A 17,798-nucleotide genomic window follows, 5' to 3' on the forward strand; every position below is an offset into this window, starting at 1 on the left:
GGCTACCTTTCGGCGTTGCAAACCTTGTGCATGCCGAACCACCCGGACTCCCCGCCTCTTTCTAAAAATCCGCTTCCGCCGCATCGGTACGCGCTGGCCGGGGCGAACGTAATGACGCTTAGCAGCGCCGAGGTAAGCAAGCACGCGCCCACGCTATTCCATGCCGCCGCCCGCGCCCTGGCCGCCATTCATCCCGAAACCCTCACGCTGAATTTCGGCACGTTTACCAGCGTGGAGGCAGCCGAGGGGCAGGCCACTTTCCCAGCGGTAGTGCTGGATCAACATGCCAACGGTCTTTACCTAAGCTGTAGCTGCGCTGCCGAGCTATCTACGCTTTGCGAGCATCAGGCCCAGGTACTGCTGGCCGTGCTGCAACGCGCCGAGCTACGCCTTTTTTTCGATGCCAAGCAACGGCACGCATTGCTGCTGCGTACCGCCCGCGACTACGGCCTGGAACACGCCCCCAACCTCGACGAGCATTTTCAGCTGACCTTCGCCCGCCCCACGGTACTCGTTACGCCCCGGCAGACGGGGCTGTACCCGGTTACGGCCGCCGCAAAGCAGGAACTGGTGGGCCAACTGCTGGCTCCGCGCACCGGCCCGCCCGCGGAGAACGGCAAACGCTTCGTGGTTTTCAGCCGGCACAAATACTACGGTCACCTCACGCTGCAATTGGCCGAAGCCGAGTTTACCGCCGCTGGCAAGGTCAAGAACCCGGTGACGGTGCTCAACCCGCTCGACGCCCTCGGGAGGACCGACGACCCAGCTCTTCTGCGGTTTTACTCGGGCCTGGCGCGTTTTCAGCACAACTACGACGACACCCGCTCGGAGGCCGCCATTGCGGCGCTGCGGGCGGTGCTGCGCAACCCCGCCGGCCTGCCCGTTTTCGCCCACGACCCGGCCGTGTCCGATAAGCTCACCGCCCCGGCTCTGCGGCCGCTGCAGCTGCGCACCTCCCCCACCGATTTGCGGCTGCAGGTTCACCACAAGGGCGAGTTTTACGAAGTAGCCGGCCACTTGCTACTGCACGATCAGCCCGTGGATTTGCGCACCCTGGCCATTCAGTTCGAGTATTTCGTGGCGGTAAACCAGGCGTTGTACTTGGTGGAGGACCTGCACGTGTGGCGCGTTATTGAGTTCTTCAGGAAGCGGAACAACACCTTGCTGATTCACGAGAGCAAGTTCGCCGAGTTCCAGCGCGACGTACTGGCCAACCTCGAAGACCGCCTGCACATCAGCTACTCCTACGCCCGGCCCGCTTCGCCCGAACAGCGCGCCGCCAGCGGCTTCGACCAGGAACCCGAGTTGCTGCTTTACCTCACCGATGCCGGCCGGCACGTGGAGCTGCTGCCCGTGATGCGCTACGGCACGCGGGAGGTATCGGTATTGTCGCGGCGGCAGCTGTTTGGGCTTGATGAGCTGGGCCGACCCTTTGTGCTGGAACGCGACTCGGTGGACGAAATGCGGTTTATCACGGCCCTGCTGCGGCAGTACCCGGAGTTTCAGGAGCAGTTGCATCTGGAGGCGTTATACGTCCCCAAAACATTGTTTCTGAACGAAGAATGGTTTCTGCATGCCTTTGCGGAGTGGCAACAGCAGGGCATCGTCATTCTCGGCTTCAACCAGCTTAAACACAACACCCTGAACCCAAACCGGGCCCGCATTACCGTGCGGGTAACCGGCGAAAACAACTGGTTCGACACTCAAGTTGGCGTGCGGTTTGGTCAGCAGCACGCCACGTTGCGGCAGCTGCAACAAGCTATTCGCAACAAGAGCCATTACGTGCGCCTCGACGACGGCACCCGCGGCATTTTGCCGAAGGCTTGGGTGGAGAAGTTCGTCAGCTGCTTTGCGGCCGGCGACGTGGTAGACGACGTTATCCGCACGGCCGGCGTCAACTTCTCGGCCGTGCTGGAGCTTTACGACGCCGAAGCGCTGGATGCCCGGGCGCAGGCCCAGCTGGCTACCTACCAGGCCGCCGTGGCCAACTTTGCCGGCATCGAGCCGGTAGCGGTGCCCCCGGGCCTGAAAGCAGAGTTGCGCGACTACCAGCGGCAGGGCTTGAACTGGCTGAACTTCCTCGACACCTTCAATTTTGGCGGTTGCCTGGCCGATGACATGGGCCTGGGCAAAACGGTACAGGTACTGGCCTTTATGCTGCTGCAGCGCCAAAAGGGCTACCTCGATGCCAACCTAGTGGTGGTGCCCACGTCGTTGGTATTCAACTGGCAGGCCGAGGTGCAGAGGTTTGCGCCCTCGTTTCGGGTGCTGGTGCTGCACGGCACCGCCCGCCGCCCCGGCGCCCGTGCCTTCGACGAGGCCGACGTGGTGCTGACCACCTACAACACCGTGGTGGCCGACATTCGCTGGCTCAAGGAATACCGCTTCAACTACGTGTTCCTCGACGAAAGCCAGGCCATAAAAAACCCCGACTCGCAGCGCTACAAAGCCGTTCGATTGCTGCAGGCGCGCAACCGCGTGGTACTCACCGGCACGCCCCTGGAGAACAACACCTTCGATTTGTACGGGCAGCTCTCTTTTGCCTGCCCCGGTTTGCTGGGCAGCCGCCAGCATTTTCTGGAGCAGTTTGCCGGCCCCATCGACAAGTTTCAGGACGCCCGCAAGGCCCGGGCGCTGCAGCAGAAAATCAGTCCGTTTGTGCTGCGCCGCACCAAAAGCCAGGTGGCCCGGGAGTTGCCCGTGAAAATCGAGATGGTGCTGTACTGCGAAATGGGCCTCGAGCAGCGTCGCGTGTACGAGGCCTGCAAGCAGGAATACAGGGCCTTGATTTTGGGCCAGCACGAGGAAAACCGCCTGAAAAGAAGTGCCCATGCGCTGCAGGGCCTCACCAGGCTGCGGCAAATTTGCAACTCCCCAGCCCTGCTGCCCGACGAGGAATATTACGGTCCGCCTTCAGCTAAAATCGAGGCTTTGGTGGAGGAAATCCGCAGCAAGGCGCCGCAGCACAAAATCCTCATCTTCTCGCAGTTCGTGGGCATGCTCAACCTGATTCGGCAGGAGCTGCAGACGCAGGCCATTCCCTTCGAGTATCTCACGGGCCAAACGCGCAACCGCGAAGCTGCCGTTACCGCGTTCCAGCAGCGTCCCGACGTACGCGTGTTTCTCATCAGCTTGAAAGCAGGCGGCACCGGCCTCAATCTCACGGAAGCCGACTACGTGTACCTCGTAGACCCGTGGTGGAACCCGGCCGTGGAAAACCAAGCCATTGACCGCGCCCACCGCATTGGGCAAGATAAAAAAGTGGTAGCCGTGCGCCTCATTTGCCCCGACACCGTGGAGGAGAAAATCATGAAGCTGCAGGCGCACAAACGCGAGCTGGCGCAGGAGCTCATTAAAACCGATATCGGCCTGGTGAAGTCCCTCACGCAGCAGGAGCTACTGGACTTGTTCAGTTAGTAGACCCTGATAAAGCGAACGGACAAGCCACAAGTGCCACCCGGACTTCTGCTACGATTTTACGGGCAAGGGTGGCCCCAGCCATTTCATGCCGTGGGCCAGGTAAAACTGCTCTTTTTCCTGCGGCGTGGGCGCGGTTTGGCCGGTGGGCCGGGCCCGGAAGAACTCCTCCATTTTACCCGACGGGTTCATGAAGTACAGCAGCTTGCCGGTGGTGGTAAGCTGCGTCCAGGTGTGGGGAATTTGGCGGGGCAGGAAAATGGTGTCGCCGGGTTTTAGCTTGCGCTGCTCCTCGCCCACCACAAACAAATACTCACCGGCCAGCACGTAAAACGTTTCGTCCTGGTACAGGTGCATGTGCAGCGAAGGGCCGCCTTTGGCCAGCCCGGTGTACTCAAACACGGTTAGCTCGCCGCCGGTGTCCTTGCTGGAAATCTTGATGTCGTTGGGGTTATTGCCCACCAGGGTTTTCTCCTGAAACCGGCTTTGCCCGGCCGCAACCGAAAAACTGCGGGCGGTTCGCTCGTCGGCACTACCGGCCAAGAAGCGGGGAACGGAGTTGGCCAGCGCGGCTGCAGGCGCGGCGGCCAGGGTGGCGAGAAGGAAGTTTCGGCGTTTCATAAGCATGGCGTTTGGGTTGAGCAAACGTCGGGGCTTACGAGTAGGAGTTAGTGGTAAAAAATGGACTTTTTACGGTTAGAGGTTAGCCGTTGATTCTTCATCGGCTTACTGTTCCAGCAGCCCAAATGTTCGCTCGGGGGCTTGGGTATCCTGCAGGTAAAAGCCGTTGGGAGTTTGGCCGGTAAAAGCCAGGTAGTCTTTGGCTAAGTGCTGGTAGTCGTAGTAGCCGCAGGCCAGGGCAATGCTCAGCCAGTCCAGCTCGGGTTGGCTGTTTTTCAGCCGAAAGGCTTTGTCGAAGCGTACCACGCGGGCAAACAGCTTAGGGCCGATACCCATGCGTTCCGTGAATTTACGGTCGAGCTGCCGTGGGCTCAGGCATGCCTGGTCGGCCAGCCAGTTTAGGCTCGCCTGGGGTGGCGGATGCAGCAGCAACTGCCCCACGGCATCGGTTGGGTGCGCAGCCTGCGCTTGTTGTATTCGGCCCAACAAAAACGCCTCGATTATGGCCAGCATTTCGGGGTAAGCGGCGGTGCTGTTCAGCCGCTCGTTCACGCGGCGCAATTCGGCGGACCACACGCCCTCGGCATCCACAAAGGTGTTGGTAAGCTCGTGCTGCGGAATACCTGTTAGCCGGTACAGCGCGCCGGGTTGCAGCACCACTTGCAAGGCCAGAAATTCGCGGCCCACATACCGGTTGCTCACCACGGCATGCTGCCCAATAAGCACCGAACGCGGCCTTTTTTGCTTGGCATTTCCACCAGGGTACGCTACCGATTCAGCGTCGCGGGGATAAAACGCCAGGCAGTGCTCGGGGCGCGGTGGGTAGGCTTTGAAGGGCAGCGGCTGCCCGTTGGCAAACACAAAGTGAATGACCTGAATAACGCGAACGTACTCCCGCAGCGGCGGGCTCGGCTGAAAGTCCTGGAGCAACATAAGCGTAAGCTGGCCAGCTCAACTAGGGCGTTAAACGGTGCGTACTTCCGCAGCACAGATGCCGCAAAAGCGAAGCCGTTGGCCCTTACCAAAATACGTCATTGGCTTACGCGGTGCAAGCTCCACAAATGCCCAGCCATTTGGTAGCCGGGCGGTTCAGGCAACCAGCTCCGCGTGCAGGCGCTCCAGCAAGGCGGTGGCGTTGTCGCACATGCCGGGGTGCACGGCCGAGGTTTGCACGATGGTACTGCGGGTGGCCGTGAGCCAGCGGAACCGTTCGGCTATGCCCAGCTGACCGATGGGGCCGCCCTCTTTACGGCCGGCGCAAATTCGCTCGAAGGATTTCAGGCGTTGCGCAAGGTCGTCCAGGTCTAGCTCGGGGCCGGCGAAGGCGCGCAGGCGGGCTTCGTTCAGGGTAAAGCGGCACTGCAGAAAGCCTTGGTCGCGGCAGTACACGATTACGCCCACGTTGCAGAATTCCTCGCGCTCTACCTTAGGTACCACGCGCAGTACGGCGTACTCAAATAGTTCCTTGGCGGGCATCGTTGGCTTCCTGAACAAAGGTTTCTGATGCGGCAAGGCGGTCTTCGAGGAACTGCACGTAGGCGGCGCGCTGGGCGTCGGCGGGCACGTCGGGCTCGGTGAGCCACGCGTCGGGCACCAAGGCCACGATGTTGCGCAGCAGTTCCGGCGTAATCAGGGTGCGGCTTTCGGCATCTACCACCGTCAGCTCGGTGGCGCGCGGCAGCAGCACGTGGTCCTTAATTTGGGGGAACGGCCGCCGCTTGGGGGCCGACCAGCCGGGGCCGGCGTGGTGGGCGTATAGGGCCGCGCCGTGGTCAATGAGCCACAGCTCCTTGTGCCACATGAGCATGTTGGTGTTGCGGGCGGTGCGGTCCACGTTCAACGTAAGTGCATCAAGCCACACCACTTGCGAGGCCAGACGCGGCTCCACGGTGTTTACCAGCGCGTCGTAGGTACTGGCGCCGGAGAGGTAGTGCAGGGCTAAGTTCAGGCCGGTGCTGGCGCGCAGCAGGTCCTGGATTTCCTCGTCGGGCTCGGTGCGGCCGAAAGCTTCGTCGAGCTGCACGAACACCAGCTCGGGTACGCGCAAACCCAGCGCCCGGGCCAGCTCGCCCACAATCAGCTCGGCAATGAGGGCTTTGGGGCCTTGGCCGGCGCCGCGGAATTTGAGCACGTACAGAAAGTCGTCGTTGGCTTCTACCAGGGCCGGCAACGAACCGCCTTCGCGCAGCGGCGTTACGTAGCGCGTTACGTCGACGGTTCTCAGGGCAAGGTTGCTGGCCGGCATAGGCACACGGAACGGTTTAGGAATGAACGCTGCAAAGGACGCGCAAAAGCGGCACATCGCACCCGTACAGCCACACTTCGGTCTTTAAGCTCTCGGCTACCTCGCGTGTAATCAACCGTAATGGCTTCCTGAGCAGCTGGCTTTTGAGCTGACTTTCAAGCCTCAACCTGAAACCGAAAATGCCTGAAACGTATTATGCAGAAAACCCAAAATCAGGTTTATGCACCGCCCCCAACGTCCGCCTCGCCTGTTGCCGCCCACCAATACCAAGTACGTCGTCATTGCCGTGGTAGTGGCCTTGGCCCTGATGCTACTCGGCGAATGGTTCCTCTGACAACGCCCTTACTGCGCTACCACGAGGCGCTGCACGGTTACCGCCGTGCCCGATTGCACACGCACGAAGTAGGTACCGTTGGCCCATTTACTGGTATCGAGCGTGTGGCGACGACCGGTAACGGGAGCGGTGTGCAGCAAGCGCCCCTGAATGTCATACACCCGCAATTGGCTGGTGAGTGCCGCGGCCGGGCCCAACTCTAACTGCACCCGGTTAGCGGCCGGGTTCGGGTAGAGCTGCAGCGCCATCGACTGAGCAGCGGCTGGCGTTACGGCCGTTACCAGCGACTCCAACCGGAGCATCCAGGTTTCATTAGCCGCCAGCGCGGGCAGCGTGGCCGCGAAGTTGCTGAAGCCACCCTGCGCATCGAGCGTTACGGTACCGGCGGCCTGCCCGGAGTACAAATCTGTAACCCGGTAGCTGCCGGCCGGCAACGAAGACACGGCCAGCGAAACCGCCGGCGCAGTCACGGCGCTGCTGCCAAAGTTCGACACCATCACCACCGCTTCCGAACCGAATACCCGCGCGTAGCTCAGCACCGCGGCGTTCGAGGACGTGGCGGGCAGGAAGTAGCCTTTGCGCAGCACCTCGTGCGTGGTACGCAGCCGAATCAGCTGCTTGTAGTGGTTGAGCAACGAAGCCGGATCGGCCTGCATGGTGGCCACGTTGAACTGCGGGTAATTGCTGTTCACGGCGCGCCACGGCGTGGCGGTGGTAAAACCGGCCTGGCTGCCAGCCGTCCACTGCATGGGCTTGCGCTTGTCTTCATCCACGCCTGCGCCCAGCATGCCCACTTCTTCGCCGTAATACAGGAACGGCACGCCGGGCATGGTGAGGTACAGGGCAGCAGCTTGCTTCATGCGGGCCATGTTACCGCTGAATTCTCCCATCACGCGGTTTTGGTCGTGGTTGGTGAGGAAGGTGGCGTATTGCAGCTTTGGGTAGCTCTGCTCTACTAGGTTTAGCTGGTTGCGCAGGCCCGCGGGGTTACCCAACCTCAAGGCGTTGATGATGGACGTGGCCAGGTCAAACTCAAAGCACACGTCGAGGCGGTTGTTAAGTACGTAAGGCACCACCGAGGCGGTGTTCGACCACGCTTCGCCCACGGTGAAGGCGTTGGGGTTAACACTTTTCACCGTATCGTGAAACTCCTCCAGGAGGCGGAACGTCTCGGGCGTGTTTTCCAGAACACGGCCGTCTTCGTCGAGAAACTTCACGGCATCGAGTCGGTAACCATCCACGCCCTTGTCGAGCCAGAAGCGGGTGGCGTCCCACATGGCAGCTTTCAGGCCGGGGTTGCTCCAGTTCAGGTCGGGCATGCCGCTCCAGAAAATACCGTAGTAGAAGCTCCCGTTGCGCGGATGCCACACCTGCTGCCCCAATGGTCCGAGGAAGCCGGGGTTGGTAGCCGACCACACAAACCAGTCGCGGTACGGGCTGGTAACGCTGCTGGCCGATTGGGTAAACCACGGGTGTTGACTTGATGAGTGGTTCAGCACCAGGTCCACAATCACCTTAATTCCCCGCGAGTGGGCCGCGGCCAGGAACGCCTCGAACTCGGCCATGGTGCCGTAATCGGGCTCGGTGGCTTTGTAGTTGGTTACGTCGTAGCCGTGGTAGCTCGGCGACTCCATCATGGGCATCAGCCAGAGGGCCGTAACGCCCAAATCGGTGCTGGTGCTGGGGTTGCCGTCGTTCAGGTAATCGAGCTTCTGGGTGAGGCCGGCAAAGTCGCCGCGGCCGTCGCCGTTGCTGTCGTAAAAGCTGCGAACGAACACCTCGTAAAACACCGCGTCGTTCCACCAATGCGTGGTGTAATTGGTGGGCGATGCGCCGCAAGGCGTGCAGGTGCCAAAGCATACGGCAGGCGGCGCATTCACGGCCGTCGTAGCGTCGAGCACGCGGTTGAGCACCCCGTTAGCATCGGCGGTACCACAAGCGGTAGGCACAGTTTCCGCGGCCGGCAGGGCGTTGCCGTTCACAAACTTGTACTGAAAACGCCCAAAAGCCGGCAGCGACACTTGCACCTCGTAAATGCCGTCGCCGTTGGCATCGGCCATTGGAATGGCGGTTGGGTTCCAGTTAGCATTGTAGCCGGCCAGGGTCTGGAAGTTACCCATCACATTTACGCCGGCACGCGGTATAGTTTGGCCGCGCATGTTCACCGCAAAGCGCACTTGCGTATTGCAACCGCCAAAGGCCACCACGGGCAGGCTCAGAGCCGAGCCGCCCAGCACAAGCTGCCGATTCACATTCCCGCCGCCATCGTCAAACCCGCAATCGGTGGAAACTATCTCGGCACCGGCCCAGCTGTTGCCGTTCACGAACTTGTAGAGGTAAGTGCCAGCAGGCACGTTTAACGTCAGCTCGTACACGCCGTCATTGTCAATGTCGGTGAGGGCGGTGGTGGCCGGGTTCCAATCGGCCGGATATCCCGCTTCGTTTTGGAATGTGCCCGCCACGTGCACCCCGCTGGGCGACACCGTTTGCTGGCGCATATCTACCCGAAACCTGAGCGGCAAGGCCTGAGCCTGCCAGCCGCTAAGCACGGCCAACAAAAAGAGTACGAGGTGCTTCAAAGAAGTAGGCGTTAAATTATTTACGCAACATTCAAAGGTAGCTCCCCGACCGGCAATTTCTCTAGCTCGTGTATGCTCGTCATCAATAGGGCCTTCTATTTGGCTTGCCGAAACCTCGCCAGGTACGGTGCCGTGCGGCTCTGCTTGTGCTTCGCTACCACAGCCGGTGGCCCTTGCGCCACCACGTGGCCGCCTTCGTCGCCGGCACCGGGACCCATGTCCAGCACCCAGTCGGAGCCGGCTACCACGCGCATATCGTGTTCCACTACGATGACGGTGTTGCCAGCCTCCACCAGGCCCTGCAGCTGGGTCATGAGCTTTTCCACGTCGGCGGGGTGCAGACCGGTGGTGGGCTCATCGAGCACATAAAGGGAGTTGCCACGGCTCATGCGCTGCAGCTCGGTGGCCAGCTTGATGCGCTGCGCTTCCCCGCCCGACAACTCGGTGGCGGGCTGCCCGAGGCGCAGGTAACCTAAGCCGACTTCGCGCAGCACCGTGAGGGCGCGGTGCACGGCGGGCTCTTCGTCGAAGAACTCCCAGGCGGCGTCCACCGTCAGGCCCAATACTTCGGCTATGTTTTTGTCGCGGTAGGTTATTTCCAGGGTTTTGGCGTTGTAGCGGGCGCCGTGGCACACGGGGCAGGGCGCATACACGCTGGGCAGAAACAGCAGCTCCACCATCACGAACCCTTCGCCCTGGCAGTTTTCGCAGCGGCCCTTGGCAACGTTGAAGGAGAAACGACCGGCATCGTAGCGGCGCTTGCGGGCATCGGGTGTGGCGGCGAACAGCTTGCGCACGTGGTCGAACAGACCGGTGTAGGTGGCCATGTTCGAGCGCGGCGTGCGCCCGATGGGCTTCTGGTCGACGCGCACCAGCCGTTTGATGTGTTCCAGGCCACTCACGATTCGTCCCCCGGTTTCGGCGGGTGCGGCGCGCTCCAGTGGGTCGGCTTCGGTTTCTTCCTCGGCCTCCACTTCCTGCCCCAAGTGCTCGGCTACCAACTCTACCAGCACCTGACTGACCAAGCTGGATTTGCCCGAGCCCGATACGCCCGTTACGGTGGTGAGCACGCCCAACGGAAACTCCACATCGAGCCCGTTGAGATTGTTGCGCGTGATGCCGGCCAGCTTCAGCCAACCCGTGGGCGTACGCGACTCCCGTGGGCTGTTTTCGGTGGTATCAGCGGCAAATAAAAAGCGTCGCGTTTGCGAATCGGTTACACTGGCCAGGCCGGCTGGGGCTCCACTGTAAAGTACCTCCCCGCCCCTTTCGCCGGCGGCAGGGCCTACGTCCACCAGCCAATCAGCCTGTCGCACTACATCTAAGTTGTGCTCCACCACGAACAACGAATTTCCGGCGCCTTTCAGGCTGTGCAGAGCCTTGAGCAGCGCTTCGGTGTCGGATGGGTGTAAGCCGGCGGACGGCTCATCGAGCACGTACACCACACCGAACAAATTAGAATACAGCTGGGTGGCCAGTCGCAACCGCTGCAGCTCACCTGGCGAAAGCGTGGGCGTGCTGCGTTCGAGCGACAAATAGCCGAGGCCCAAATCGAGCAGCACGGCGAGGCGCGCCACCAGATCTTGCGCGATGCGCTGGGCCACAATAGCTTGTTCGGGATGCTCCACATCGTGCGCCTGCCGCTTGGCGGTACCTTCGGCGAAGGGGCGCAGCAGCGCGGCCACGCGCTTGAGGGGCAGGCCCGATAGGTCGGCTATATCGAGGCCGGCGAAGGTGACTGACAGAGACTCGGGCCGCAGGCGCTTGCCGTGGCACAGCGGGCAGGCGGTGCTGAGCATGTACTGCAGGGCCCGCTTTTTCATGAGCGGACTTTGGGTGTTGGCAAACGTGTGCAGCACGTGGCGGCGGGCGCTGCTGAAGGTGCCCATGTAGTTGGGCGGCTCGCGGCGTTTGAGGGCGCGTTGCGTTTCCTGGGGCGAGTAGCCGGGGTACACGGGCACCACGGGCTGCTCGTCGGTGAATAGAATCCAGTCGCGGTCTTTCTGCGGTAGGTCCTGCCAGGGCCGGTCTACATCGAAGCCCATGGTTACGAGAATGTCGCGCTGGTTTTGGCCACCCCAGGCTTGTGGCCAAGCGGCAATGGCCCGCTCCCGAATGGTGAGAGTAGGGTCGGGCACCATGCTTTGCTCGGTCACCTCGTAAATGCGTCCCAGGCCGTGGCAGGTGGGGCAGGCTCCTTCGGGCGTGTTCGGCGAAAAGGCTTCGGCGTAAATAATGCCCTGGCCCGCGGGGTAGTCGCCGGCGCGGGAATAAAGCATGCGCACCAAGTTCGATAGCGTGGTGACCGAGCCTACTGAGGAGCGCGTGGTGGGTGTACCGCGCTGCTGCTGTAAGGCCACGGCCGGCGGCAGACCGTCGATGGAATCTACTTCGGGCACGGCCATTTGGTGGAACAGCCGCCGCGCATACGGCGACACTGACTCCAGGTAGCGCCGCTGCGCCTCGGCGTAAAGCGTGCCGAACGCCAGCGAGGATTTGCCCGAGCCCGACACGCCGGTAAACACCACCAGGGCGTCGCGCGGAATGTCGAGGTCGACGTTCTTGAGGTTGTGCTCCCGGGCGCCGCGCACGCGCACAAAGCCGGTAAACGCCGAAGAAGCTGGTTGTTGATCTGGTGTTGCCATGGGTTGTTCAGGAGACCAAAAGCATTTCACGGCCGGCCCGATGCCCTCATACGCAAGCCGGGCGGCCGCATCTAACCTTAGCTGGCAGATGCCTGTTAGGCAGCACGGTACAGCTACTGACCTGCGTTTATACACTGGGTTCACGCAGCCCTGCCCGTCAATGCCGTTACTTTGCACCGGCGGCAAACAAACTGGACCAGAACCTTACAGGTCACGTTGCTGGTTTGCTATGATCCGAAGCTGTTGATTGGCGTATAAGCTGGTTTTGTTTGGCCGCGCCCGTGTCGTGCCCCTTGTTCTTATTACCCTAGCGGCTTACTTCTGACAGCCGCCGCTCCCTGCCCGGCCGGGTTTTTACTTTCGTCATGTCGAAAAAGCAGTATTTCTTTCTCATCCTGATTCTGGGCAGCCTTACCGCCCTGGGTCCGTTTTCCATTGATATGTACCTGCCGGGCTTTCCGGCCATTGCAAAGGACCTGAACACCACGGCGGCCCGGGTGGCGCTTTCCCTGTCGAGCTTCTTTGTGGGCATATCGGCAGGCCAACTGCTTTACGGGCCGCTGCTCGACCGTTTTGGCCGGAAGAAACCGCTATACATAGGTTTGGCCGTTTACATTGCTACGTCCATCGGATGTGCCGCCATTCATACCATCGACGGCTTAATTGCCTTGCGCTTTTTGCAGGCCGTGGGCAGCTGTGCGGCCGGCGTGGCCTCTATGGCCATGGTGCGCGACCTGTTCCCGGTGAAAGACAGCGCCAAGGTGTATGCGCTGCTGCTGTTGGTGGTGGGCCTTTCGCCCATGGTAGCGCCCACCATGGGCGGCTACGTAACCGAGGCCTTCGGCTGGCAGTCTGTTTTCGTTACGCTTGCCGTAATGGGCGCAGCACTGTTGCTGGCCTGCGTACTCTGGCTGCCCGATACTTACGTTCCCGATACTACCCTGTCGCTGAAGCCGCGGCCCATTCTCACCAACTTCTGGCAGGTGCTGCGCGAGCCGCAATTCTACACCTACACCCTCACGGGCGCCATGTCGTTCTGCGGGCTGTTCGCGTACGTAGCCGATTCGCCGCTGGTGTTCATGGACATCTTCCGCGTCGATGCCAAAGTCTACGGTTGGATTTTCGCCGGGCTGTCGGTCGGGCTTATCGGAGCCAGCCAGGTAAACAGCGTGCTGCTGCGCCGATTTCAGAGCGAGGAATTGGTAATGGGGGCCCTGGTTTGCCAGGTAGCCACGAGCGTGGTGTTTCTGTTCCTGACGTATTTCGGCTGGATTGGGCTATATGGCACCGTTGCGCTGCTGTTTCTATTCTTGTGCTGCCTGGGTTTCAGCAGCCCGAACACGGCGGCCTTGTCGTTAGCCCCGTTCGCCAAAAAAGCCGGTAGCGCATCTTCGCTGATGGGTGCCATTCGCATGGGCATGGGCGCCGTAGCATCGGCGGCGGTAAGTGTGTTTAACAACCACACCGCCGTGCCCATGGTGGCGGTTATGACGGTTACCTCGGTACTGGCCCTGCTGATTTTGCTGGTAGGCCGCAAGAACGTTCAGGCTCAACCAGCGGAGTTGGAAGCCATGCAGCTGGCCGAGCCGGTCCATTAACGGGCGCCTCACGAGCAGTCATTGCTGCTCCGCTTCCACCCTGTTCAGGCTTTCTGAGTTGATGCAGTAGCGCAAGCCGCTGAGTTCGGGGCCATCGGGAAACACGTGGCCGAGGTGCGCGTCGCACACGTTGCAGCGCGCCTCTACACGTTGCATGTGGTGGGCTTCGTCGAAGCTGTACCGGATGCCGTTTTTTGCGTGCGGCTGACTGAAACTAGGCCAACCTGATATGGCGTGGTACTTACTGGCTGAATCGAAAAGCAGGCTGCTGCAACCCACGCAAACGTACCGCCCCGGCTCATACGAACGGCAGTAGGCATTGCGGTACGGTGGCTCAGTTTCCTGCTGACGCATGACGCGAAACTGCGCGGGCGTAAGCAACGCCTGCCACTCCGCCTCGGTTTTATTCACCCGCCGCGGCGGTTCCGGGTTCCCGTACTTGGCGTATTTGAGGACGTCGGACCAGCGTAGCATGCGGCGTTTACGGCAAGTCAGGGGTTATACTTTCGGCAAGCTGGCGTTAACCGACATTGTGGCCTTCAGTATGCACTTCATTGCCAATGTTCTGCAACGCAGCCAGTTGTTGCTCGATTTCAGGAAACGACGGCCGTGCCTTCAAATTGGGATGCACGCACCGACGCTGCAGTTTCTGCATCTGCGTCAAGACTTCATCGGACTCTCCCGAAGACCCACAGCGTTCAAGCAACTCTTCCAGCAAGCACCCAAACGCCCGAACTTCCAGCCGCTGCAAGCCTGGGGCTACTTCCGTATCGTTGGTATTGAAAAAGCAGGCGGCGCCGAAGTCACCGAGCAAAGATTCGCCGGTCTCGGTTACGAGGATATTGTGGGCGTACAGGTCGCCGTGCAGAATACCTTGGCGGTGCAAATGAGCCGCCGCCGTCGCAATGCCATGCGCAATGCGCAGCGCAGTAAATGGGTTGAACGTGGTGCCGGGTGCGTACACGTCGCGGGTGCAGGTATCGAAGCTGGGTGGTCCGGCAAGGTTGCGAAACGCGGGGTCTATCAGTTCCAGCATGAGGCCTTCGGCTTGCGTTGGGTGGCCGCTGATTTTGCCCTCAACGGCAATCAGGTTCGGGTGCTGTCCGGCGCTGATGCAGGCCGCCATTTCGCTGTGCGGCAGTCCGTCGCTGGTTACGGCACCCTTAAAGAGCTTCACCGCCACTTCTTGCATTTCTGTTTTACGCTGCCAGCGAGCTTGGTAAATTACGCCGGAAGCGCCTTCGCCTAACTGTTGCTGCAGCGTTAGTTGGTCCCATGAAATGCTACCAATGGGATGCTGAGCCACCACTGCGGCTTCCTGCGCATCGGCGAACGGTTTACCGGCGTAGGCCAGCCACGACAGGCGCGGCAACTGCAGCAACCACGCGGGCAAGGCGGTAAAATGGTTAGCGGCGATGCGCAGCAGCTCCAGGCTCGTGCAAGCTGCCATGGTTTCGGGCAATTGAGTGAGGCGGTTGCCGGCCAGCATCAGCTTTTGCAGATGCGTGCAATTACCGATTTCAGCGGGCAGGGCTTCCAATTCGTTATCGGTCAGAATAAGCCAGCGCAACTTGGCTGGCAGGGCCGCCGCGGGCAGCGTACGGATGCGGTTGGCCTTGAAACCCACCATGCTGAGCTCAGTGCATTGGCCCAGTGCCTCGGGTACGCTGGTGAATTGGTTATCGGAACAGAACAGGATGCGCAGCTGGTGCAGACGGCCCAGGTCATCGGGCAGACTGGAAAGGGAGTTGCCGGATAGATTGAGAATTTCCAGCGAATCGGCTAGGTCGAATATTTCGCGTGGGAATTCGGTTAAGCCACAGGATAAATCGAGGCGCTTTGAACCGAGTAATTCACCAGCCCGCAGCTGTTCAAGGGTATGCATGGGGCAAAGGTCGGTATTGCAAGGCCAAGCCCAAATGAGAAGGCACTGCTGACTCCCCTCTTTAGCCGCAGAGGGAACTAACCCTAGCATCTTAGCTGCTTACCAAGCAACTCACTTGGCGCACCTGAACCGGTGCTTTGCTCTTTTCCCAAAATGGCAAAGTCTGGTGCTATCTTCAAGCCTGCTTACGTTTAAACGCTCAGCCCTCTGCGCATGTCCCAAACTCCTTTTTCCCCTGGCAAGCTTTTGCTGGCCAACGCATTTCTTACCTGTAGCCTGGCTGCTTTTATGAGCTCAACGCCCAGCCTCGCCCAAACGGCCCCGGCTGGTGCCGTGGCGGCCAACAGTTCTACTGGCAATCCGCTATTGGCCGCTTGGGCCGGGCCCTACGGTGGCGTGCCGGCTTTCGACAAAGTAAAAGTCGAGCACTTTAAGCCGGCGCTGGAAGCAGCTATGGCCGAAAACCTGCGCGAAATCGAAGCCATTGCCAACAACAAGCAAGCGGCTACGTTCGACAACACCATTGGCGCTTTGGAGCGCGCCGGGCAGCGACTCGAAGAAGTGCAGACGGTGTATGGCATTTGGTCGGGCACGCTGAGCACGCCCGAGGTGCAGGGCATCGAACGTGAGATGTCGCCCCGCATGGCGGCTTTTCGCGACAAAATCAACCAGAACGCGGCGCTGTTCAAGCGCGTGGAGGCGGTGTACAACTCGCCCGAGAAAAAGAAGCTCACGCCCGAGCAACAGCGCCTTTCCTGGCTGTACTACAACAACCTGGTGCGCGCTGGGGCCAAGCTCGATGCCAAAGCCAAGACGCGTCTTTCGGAAATCAACCAGCAGTTGGCCGGGCTGTTTACCAAGTTCAGCCAGAACGTGCTGGCCGACGAAACCGACTCGGTGCTGGTGCTGAAAACGCCCGCTGAGCTGGCCGGCCTGCCCACTTCCCTGCAAGCCGATGCGGCCGCTGCCGCCACTAACCGCAAGCTGCAGGCTGCTGGAGTAATTACCAACACCCGCTCCAGCATCGAGCCGTTCCTGACGTACTCCGACCAGCGCAAACTGCGCGAGAAGGCGTGGCGCATGTTCTACAACCGCGGCGACAACGGCGGCGCGCACGACAACAACGCCATCATCAGCGACATTCTGCAGCTGCGCGCCGAACGCGCCAAGCTGCTCGGATACGCCACCCACGCCCACTGGCGCCTGGATAATACCATGGCCAAAACGCCCGAAGCAGCCATGGCCCTGATGGAGCAGGTGTGGACGCCCGCCGTGGCCCGCGCCAAGGAGGAAGTGGCCGATATGCAGGCCCTGGCCAAGAAAGAAGGCGCCACCTTCAAGATTGAGCCCTGGGACTACCGCTACTACGCCGAGAAAGTGCGCAAAGCCCGCTACGACCTCGACCAAAACGAGGTGAAGCAATACCTGCAGCTCGACAAGATGCGCGACGGCATGTTTTGGGTGGCCGGCGAGCTGTTCAACTTCACCTTCAGCCCCATTACCAACGTGCCCGTGTACCACCCCGACGTGAAAGTGTGGGAGGTGAAGGACAAGACCTCCGGCAAGCACGTGGGCCTGTGGTATTTCGACCCGTACGCCCGCCCCGGCAAACGCTCGGGCGCCTGGATGAACGCCTACCGCCGACAGGAGCGCATGGATGGCAAGCCCGTAACCACCATAGTGTCGAACAACTCGAACTTCGTGAAGGGCAAAGACGGCGAACCTACGCTGATTTCCTGGACCGATGCCACCACGCTCTTCCACGAGTTTGGCCACGCCCTGCATGGCTTGTCGTCGAACGTAACGTACCCGTCGCTTTCGGGAACGAGCGTGGTGCGCGACTACGTGGAATTCCCCTCGCAGGTGCTGGAAAACTGGCTGCCCACGCCGCAGGTGCTGCAAAAGTTTGCCGTGCATTACCAAACCGACAAACCCATTCCGCAGGCTTTGGTCGACCGCATCGAGAAGGCCTCCACGTTTAACCAAGGCTTCGAAACCACCGAGTTTCTGGGCAGCGCCCTCATCGACATGAAGCTGCACCTGGCCGGCTCGCAGAAGATTGACGCCGATAAGTTTGAGCGCGAAACCCTGGCTCAGCTGGGCATGCCTTCGGAAATTGTGATGCGTCACCGCACTCCGCAGTTCTCGCACGTCTTCTCTTCCGATGGTTACTCGGCGGGCTACTACAGCTACCTGTGGTCGGTGGTGCTGGCGGCCGATGCCTACAGCGCCTTTACCGAAGCCGGCGGTGCCTACGACAAAGCCATGGGCCAGCGCCTGACCAAGAACATCTTTTCCGTCGGCAACACCGTGGACCCGGCCGAAGCCTACCGTAAATTTCGTGGCCGCGACCCAAAAATTGATGCGCTGATGAAGGAACGCGGCTTCCCGATGGCAGCTAAAAAAGCCAGCGCAGCGCCGGTTAAAAAAGCACCGGCCAAGAAGAGCTAGGTTGCTGCATTAATTCCATGCAA

The 17,798-nt window shown here is 60.8% G+C and carries 11 protein-coding genes; 3 read left to right on the top strand and 8 right to left on the bottom strand.

From position 1 onward, the window contains the following. Positions 1 to 30: 30 nt before the first annotated feature. A complete protein-coding gene (locus ABD903_RS12225) occupies positions 31 to 3,417 on the top strand; it encodes an SNF2-related protein (protein ID WP_345224594.1) in 3,387 nt (1,128 codons plus the stop codon). 51 nt (positions 3,418 to 3,468) lie between these two features. On the opposite strand, the gene ABD903_RS12230 is transcribed toward ABD903_RS12225, so the two are convergent. The 6 genes from ABD903_RS12230 to uvrA all read right to left on the bottom strand — a co-directional run bounded on the left by ABD903_RS12230 (position 3,469) and on the right by uvrA (position 11,841). Further along, positions 3,469 to 4,038, bottom strand: a complete 570-nt coding sequence (locus ABD903_RS12230; protein WP_345224596.1) for a cupin domain-containing protein — start codon at positions 4,036 to 4,038, stop codon at positions 3,469 to 3,471. A 105-nt stretch (positions 4,039 to 4,143) separates the two neighbouring features. Beyond that, on the bottom strand, positions 4,144 to 4,971 hold the full coding sequence (locus tag ABD903_RS12235) for a helix-turn-helix domain-containing protein (RefSeq protein ID WP_345224598.1): 828 nt from the start codon (positions 4,969 to 4,971) through the stop codon (positions 4,144 to 4,146). Positions 4,972 to 5,127: 156 nt separating this feature from the next. Then, complete coding sequence (locus ABD903_RS12240; RefSeq protein ID WP_345224600.1) at positions 5,128 to 5,514, bottom strand: DUF3037 domain-containing protein; 387 nt, start codon at positions 5,512 to 5,514, stop codon at positions 5,128 to 5,130. Continuing rightward, positions 5,492 to 6,283: a HipA family kinase gene (locus ABD903_RS12245; RefSeq protein ID WP_345224601.1), complete on the bottom strand. Its 792-nt coding sequence runs from the start codon at positions 6,281 to 6,283 to the stop codon at positions 5,492 to 5,494. The genes ABD903_RS12240 and ABD903_RS12245 overlap by 23 nt, the downstream gene beginning before the upstream one ends. Before the next feature lie 342 nt (positions 6,284 to 6,625). Then, a complete protein-coding gene (locus ABD903_RS12250) occupies positions 6,626 to 9,196 on the bottom strand; it encodes an alpha-amylase family glycosyl hydrolase (protein WP_345224603.1) in 2,571 nt (856 codons plus the stop codon). 95 nt (positions 9,197 to 9,291) lie between these two features. Continuing rightward, entirely contained in the window at positions 9,292 to 11,841 is a 2,550-nt protein-coding gene (gene uvrA, locus ABD903_RS12255) for an excinuclease ABC subunit UvrA (protein ID WP_345224605.1), read from the bottom strand. Between the two features lie 365 nt (positions 11,842 to 12,206). Between uvrA and ABD903_RS12260 the strand changes: the two genes are divergently transcribed. Continuing rightward, the gene (locus ABD903_RS12260) at positions 12,207 to 13,439 is read left to right on the top strand and encodes a multidrug effflux MFS transporter (protein WP_345224607.1); all 1,233 of its coding nucleotides are present in this window, start codon (positions 12,207 to 12,209) and stop codon (positions 13,437 to 13,439) included. An 18-nt stretch (positions 13,440 to 13,457) separates the two neighbouring features. On the opposite strand, the gene msrB is transcribed toward ABD903_RS12260, so the two are convergent. Together msrB and ABD903_RS12270 are read right to left on the bottom strand one after the other, a co-directional pair. Then, positions 13,458 to 13,913: a peptide-methionine (R)-S-oxide reductase MsrB gene (gene msrB / locus ABD903_RS12265; protein WP_345224608.1), complete on the bottom strand. Its 456-nt coding sequence runs from the start codon at positions 13,911 to 13,913 to the stop codon at positions 13,458 to 13,460. A 46-nt stretch (positions 13,914 to 13,959) separates the two neighbouring features. Further along, positions 13,960 to 15,324 (bottom strand): protein kinase, encoded by a 1,365-nt coding sequence (locus ABD903_RS12270; RefSeq protein ID WP_345224610.1) that lies wholly within the window; start codon positions 15,322 to 15,324, stop codon positions 13,960 to 13,962. 288 nt (positions 15,325 to 15,612) lie between these two features. Here ABD903_RS12270 and ABD903_RS12275 point away from each other — a divergent pair, with 288 nt between their 5' ends. Beyond that, positions 15,613 to 17,775, top strand: a complete 2,163-nt coding sequence (locus ABD903_RS12275; RefSeq protein WP_345224612.1) for a M3 family metallopeptidase — start codon at positions 15,613 to 15,615, stop codon at positions 17,773 to 17,775. The last annotated feature ends 23 nt before the right edge of the window (positions 17,776 to 17,798 follow it).

This window comes from Hymenobacter koreensis (assembly GCF_039541855.1).
In the GTDB taxonomy this organism is placed as follows: Bacteria; Bacteroidota; Bacteroidia; order Cytophagales; family Hymenobacteraceae; genus Solirubrum; species Solirubrum koreensis.

Coding starts and splice junctions, on each gene's coding strand:
- uvrA (WP_345224605.1), bottom strand. CDS start 11,841: ATGGCAACACCAGATCAACAACCAGCTTCTTCGGCGTTTACCGGCTTT.
- ABD903_RS12225 (WP_345224594.1), top strand. CDS start 31: ATGCCGAACCACCCGGACTCCCCGCCTCTTTCTAAAAATCCGCTTCCG.
- ABD903_RS12270 (WP_345224610.1), bottom strand. CDS start 15,324: ATGCATACCCTTGAACAGCTGCGGGCTGGTGAATTACTCGGTTCAAAG.
- ABD903_RS12235 (WP_345224598.1), bottom strand. CDS start 4,971: ATGTTGCTCCAGGACTTTCAGCCGAGCCCGCCGCTGCGGGAGTACGTT.
- ABD903_RS12245 (WP_345224601.1), bottom strand. CDS start 6,283: ATGCCGGCCAGCAACCTTGCCCTGAGAACCGTCGACGTAACGCGCTAC.
- ABD903_RS12230 (WP_345224596.1), bottom strand. CDS start 4,038: ATGAAACGCCGAAACTTCCTTCTCGCCACCCTGGCCGCCGCGCCTGCA.
- ABD903_RS12240 (WP_345224600.1), bottom strand. CDS start 5,514: ATGCCCGCCAAGGAACTATTTGAGTACGCCGTACTGCGCGTGGTACCT.
- ABD903_RS12275 (WP_345224612.1), top strand. CDS start 15,613: ATGAGCTCAACGCCCAGCCTCGCCCAAACGGCCCCGGCTGGTGCCGTG.
- ABD903_RS12260 (WP_345224607.1), top strand. CDS start 12,207: ATGTCGAAAAAGCAGTATTTCTTTCTCATCCTGATTCTGGGCAGCCTT.
- msrB (WP_345224608.1), bottom strand. CDS start 13,913: ATGCTACGCTGGTCCGACGTCCTCAAATACGCCAAGTACGGGAACCCG.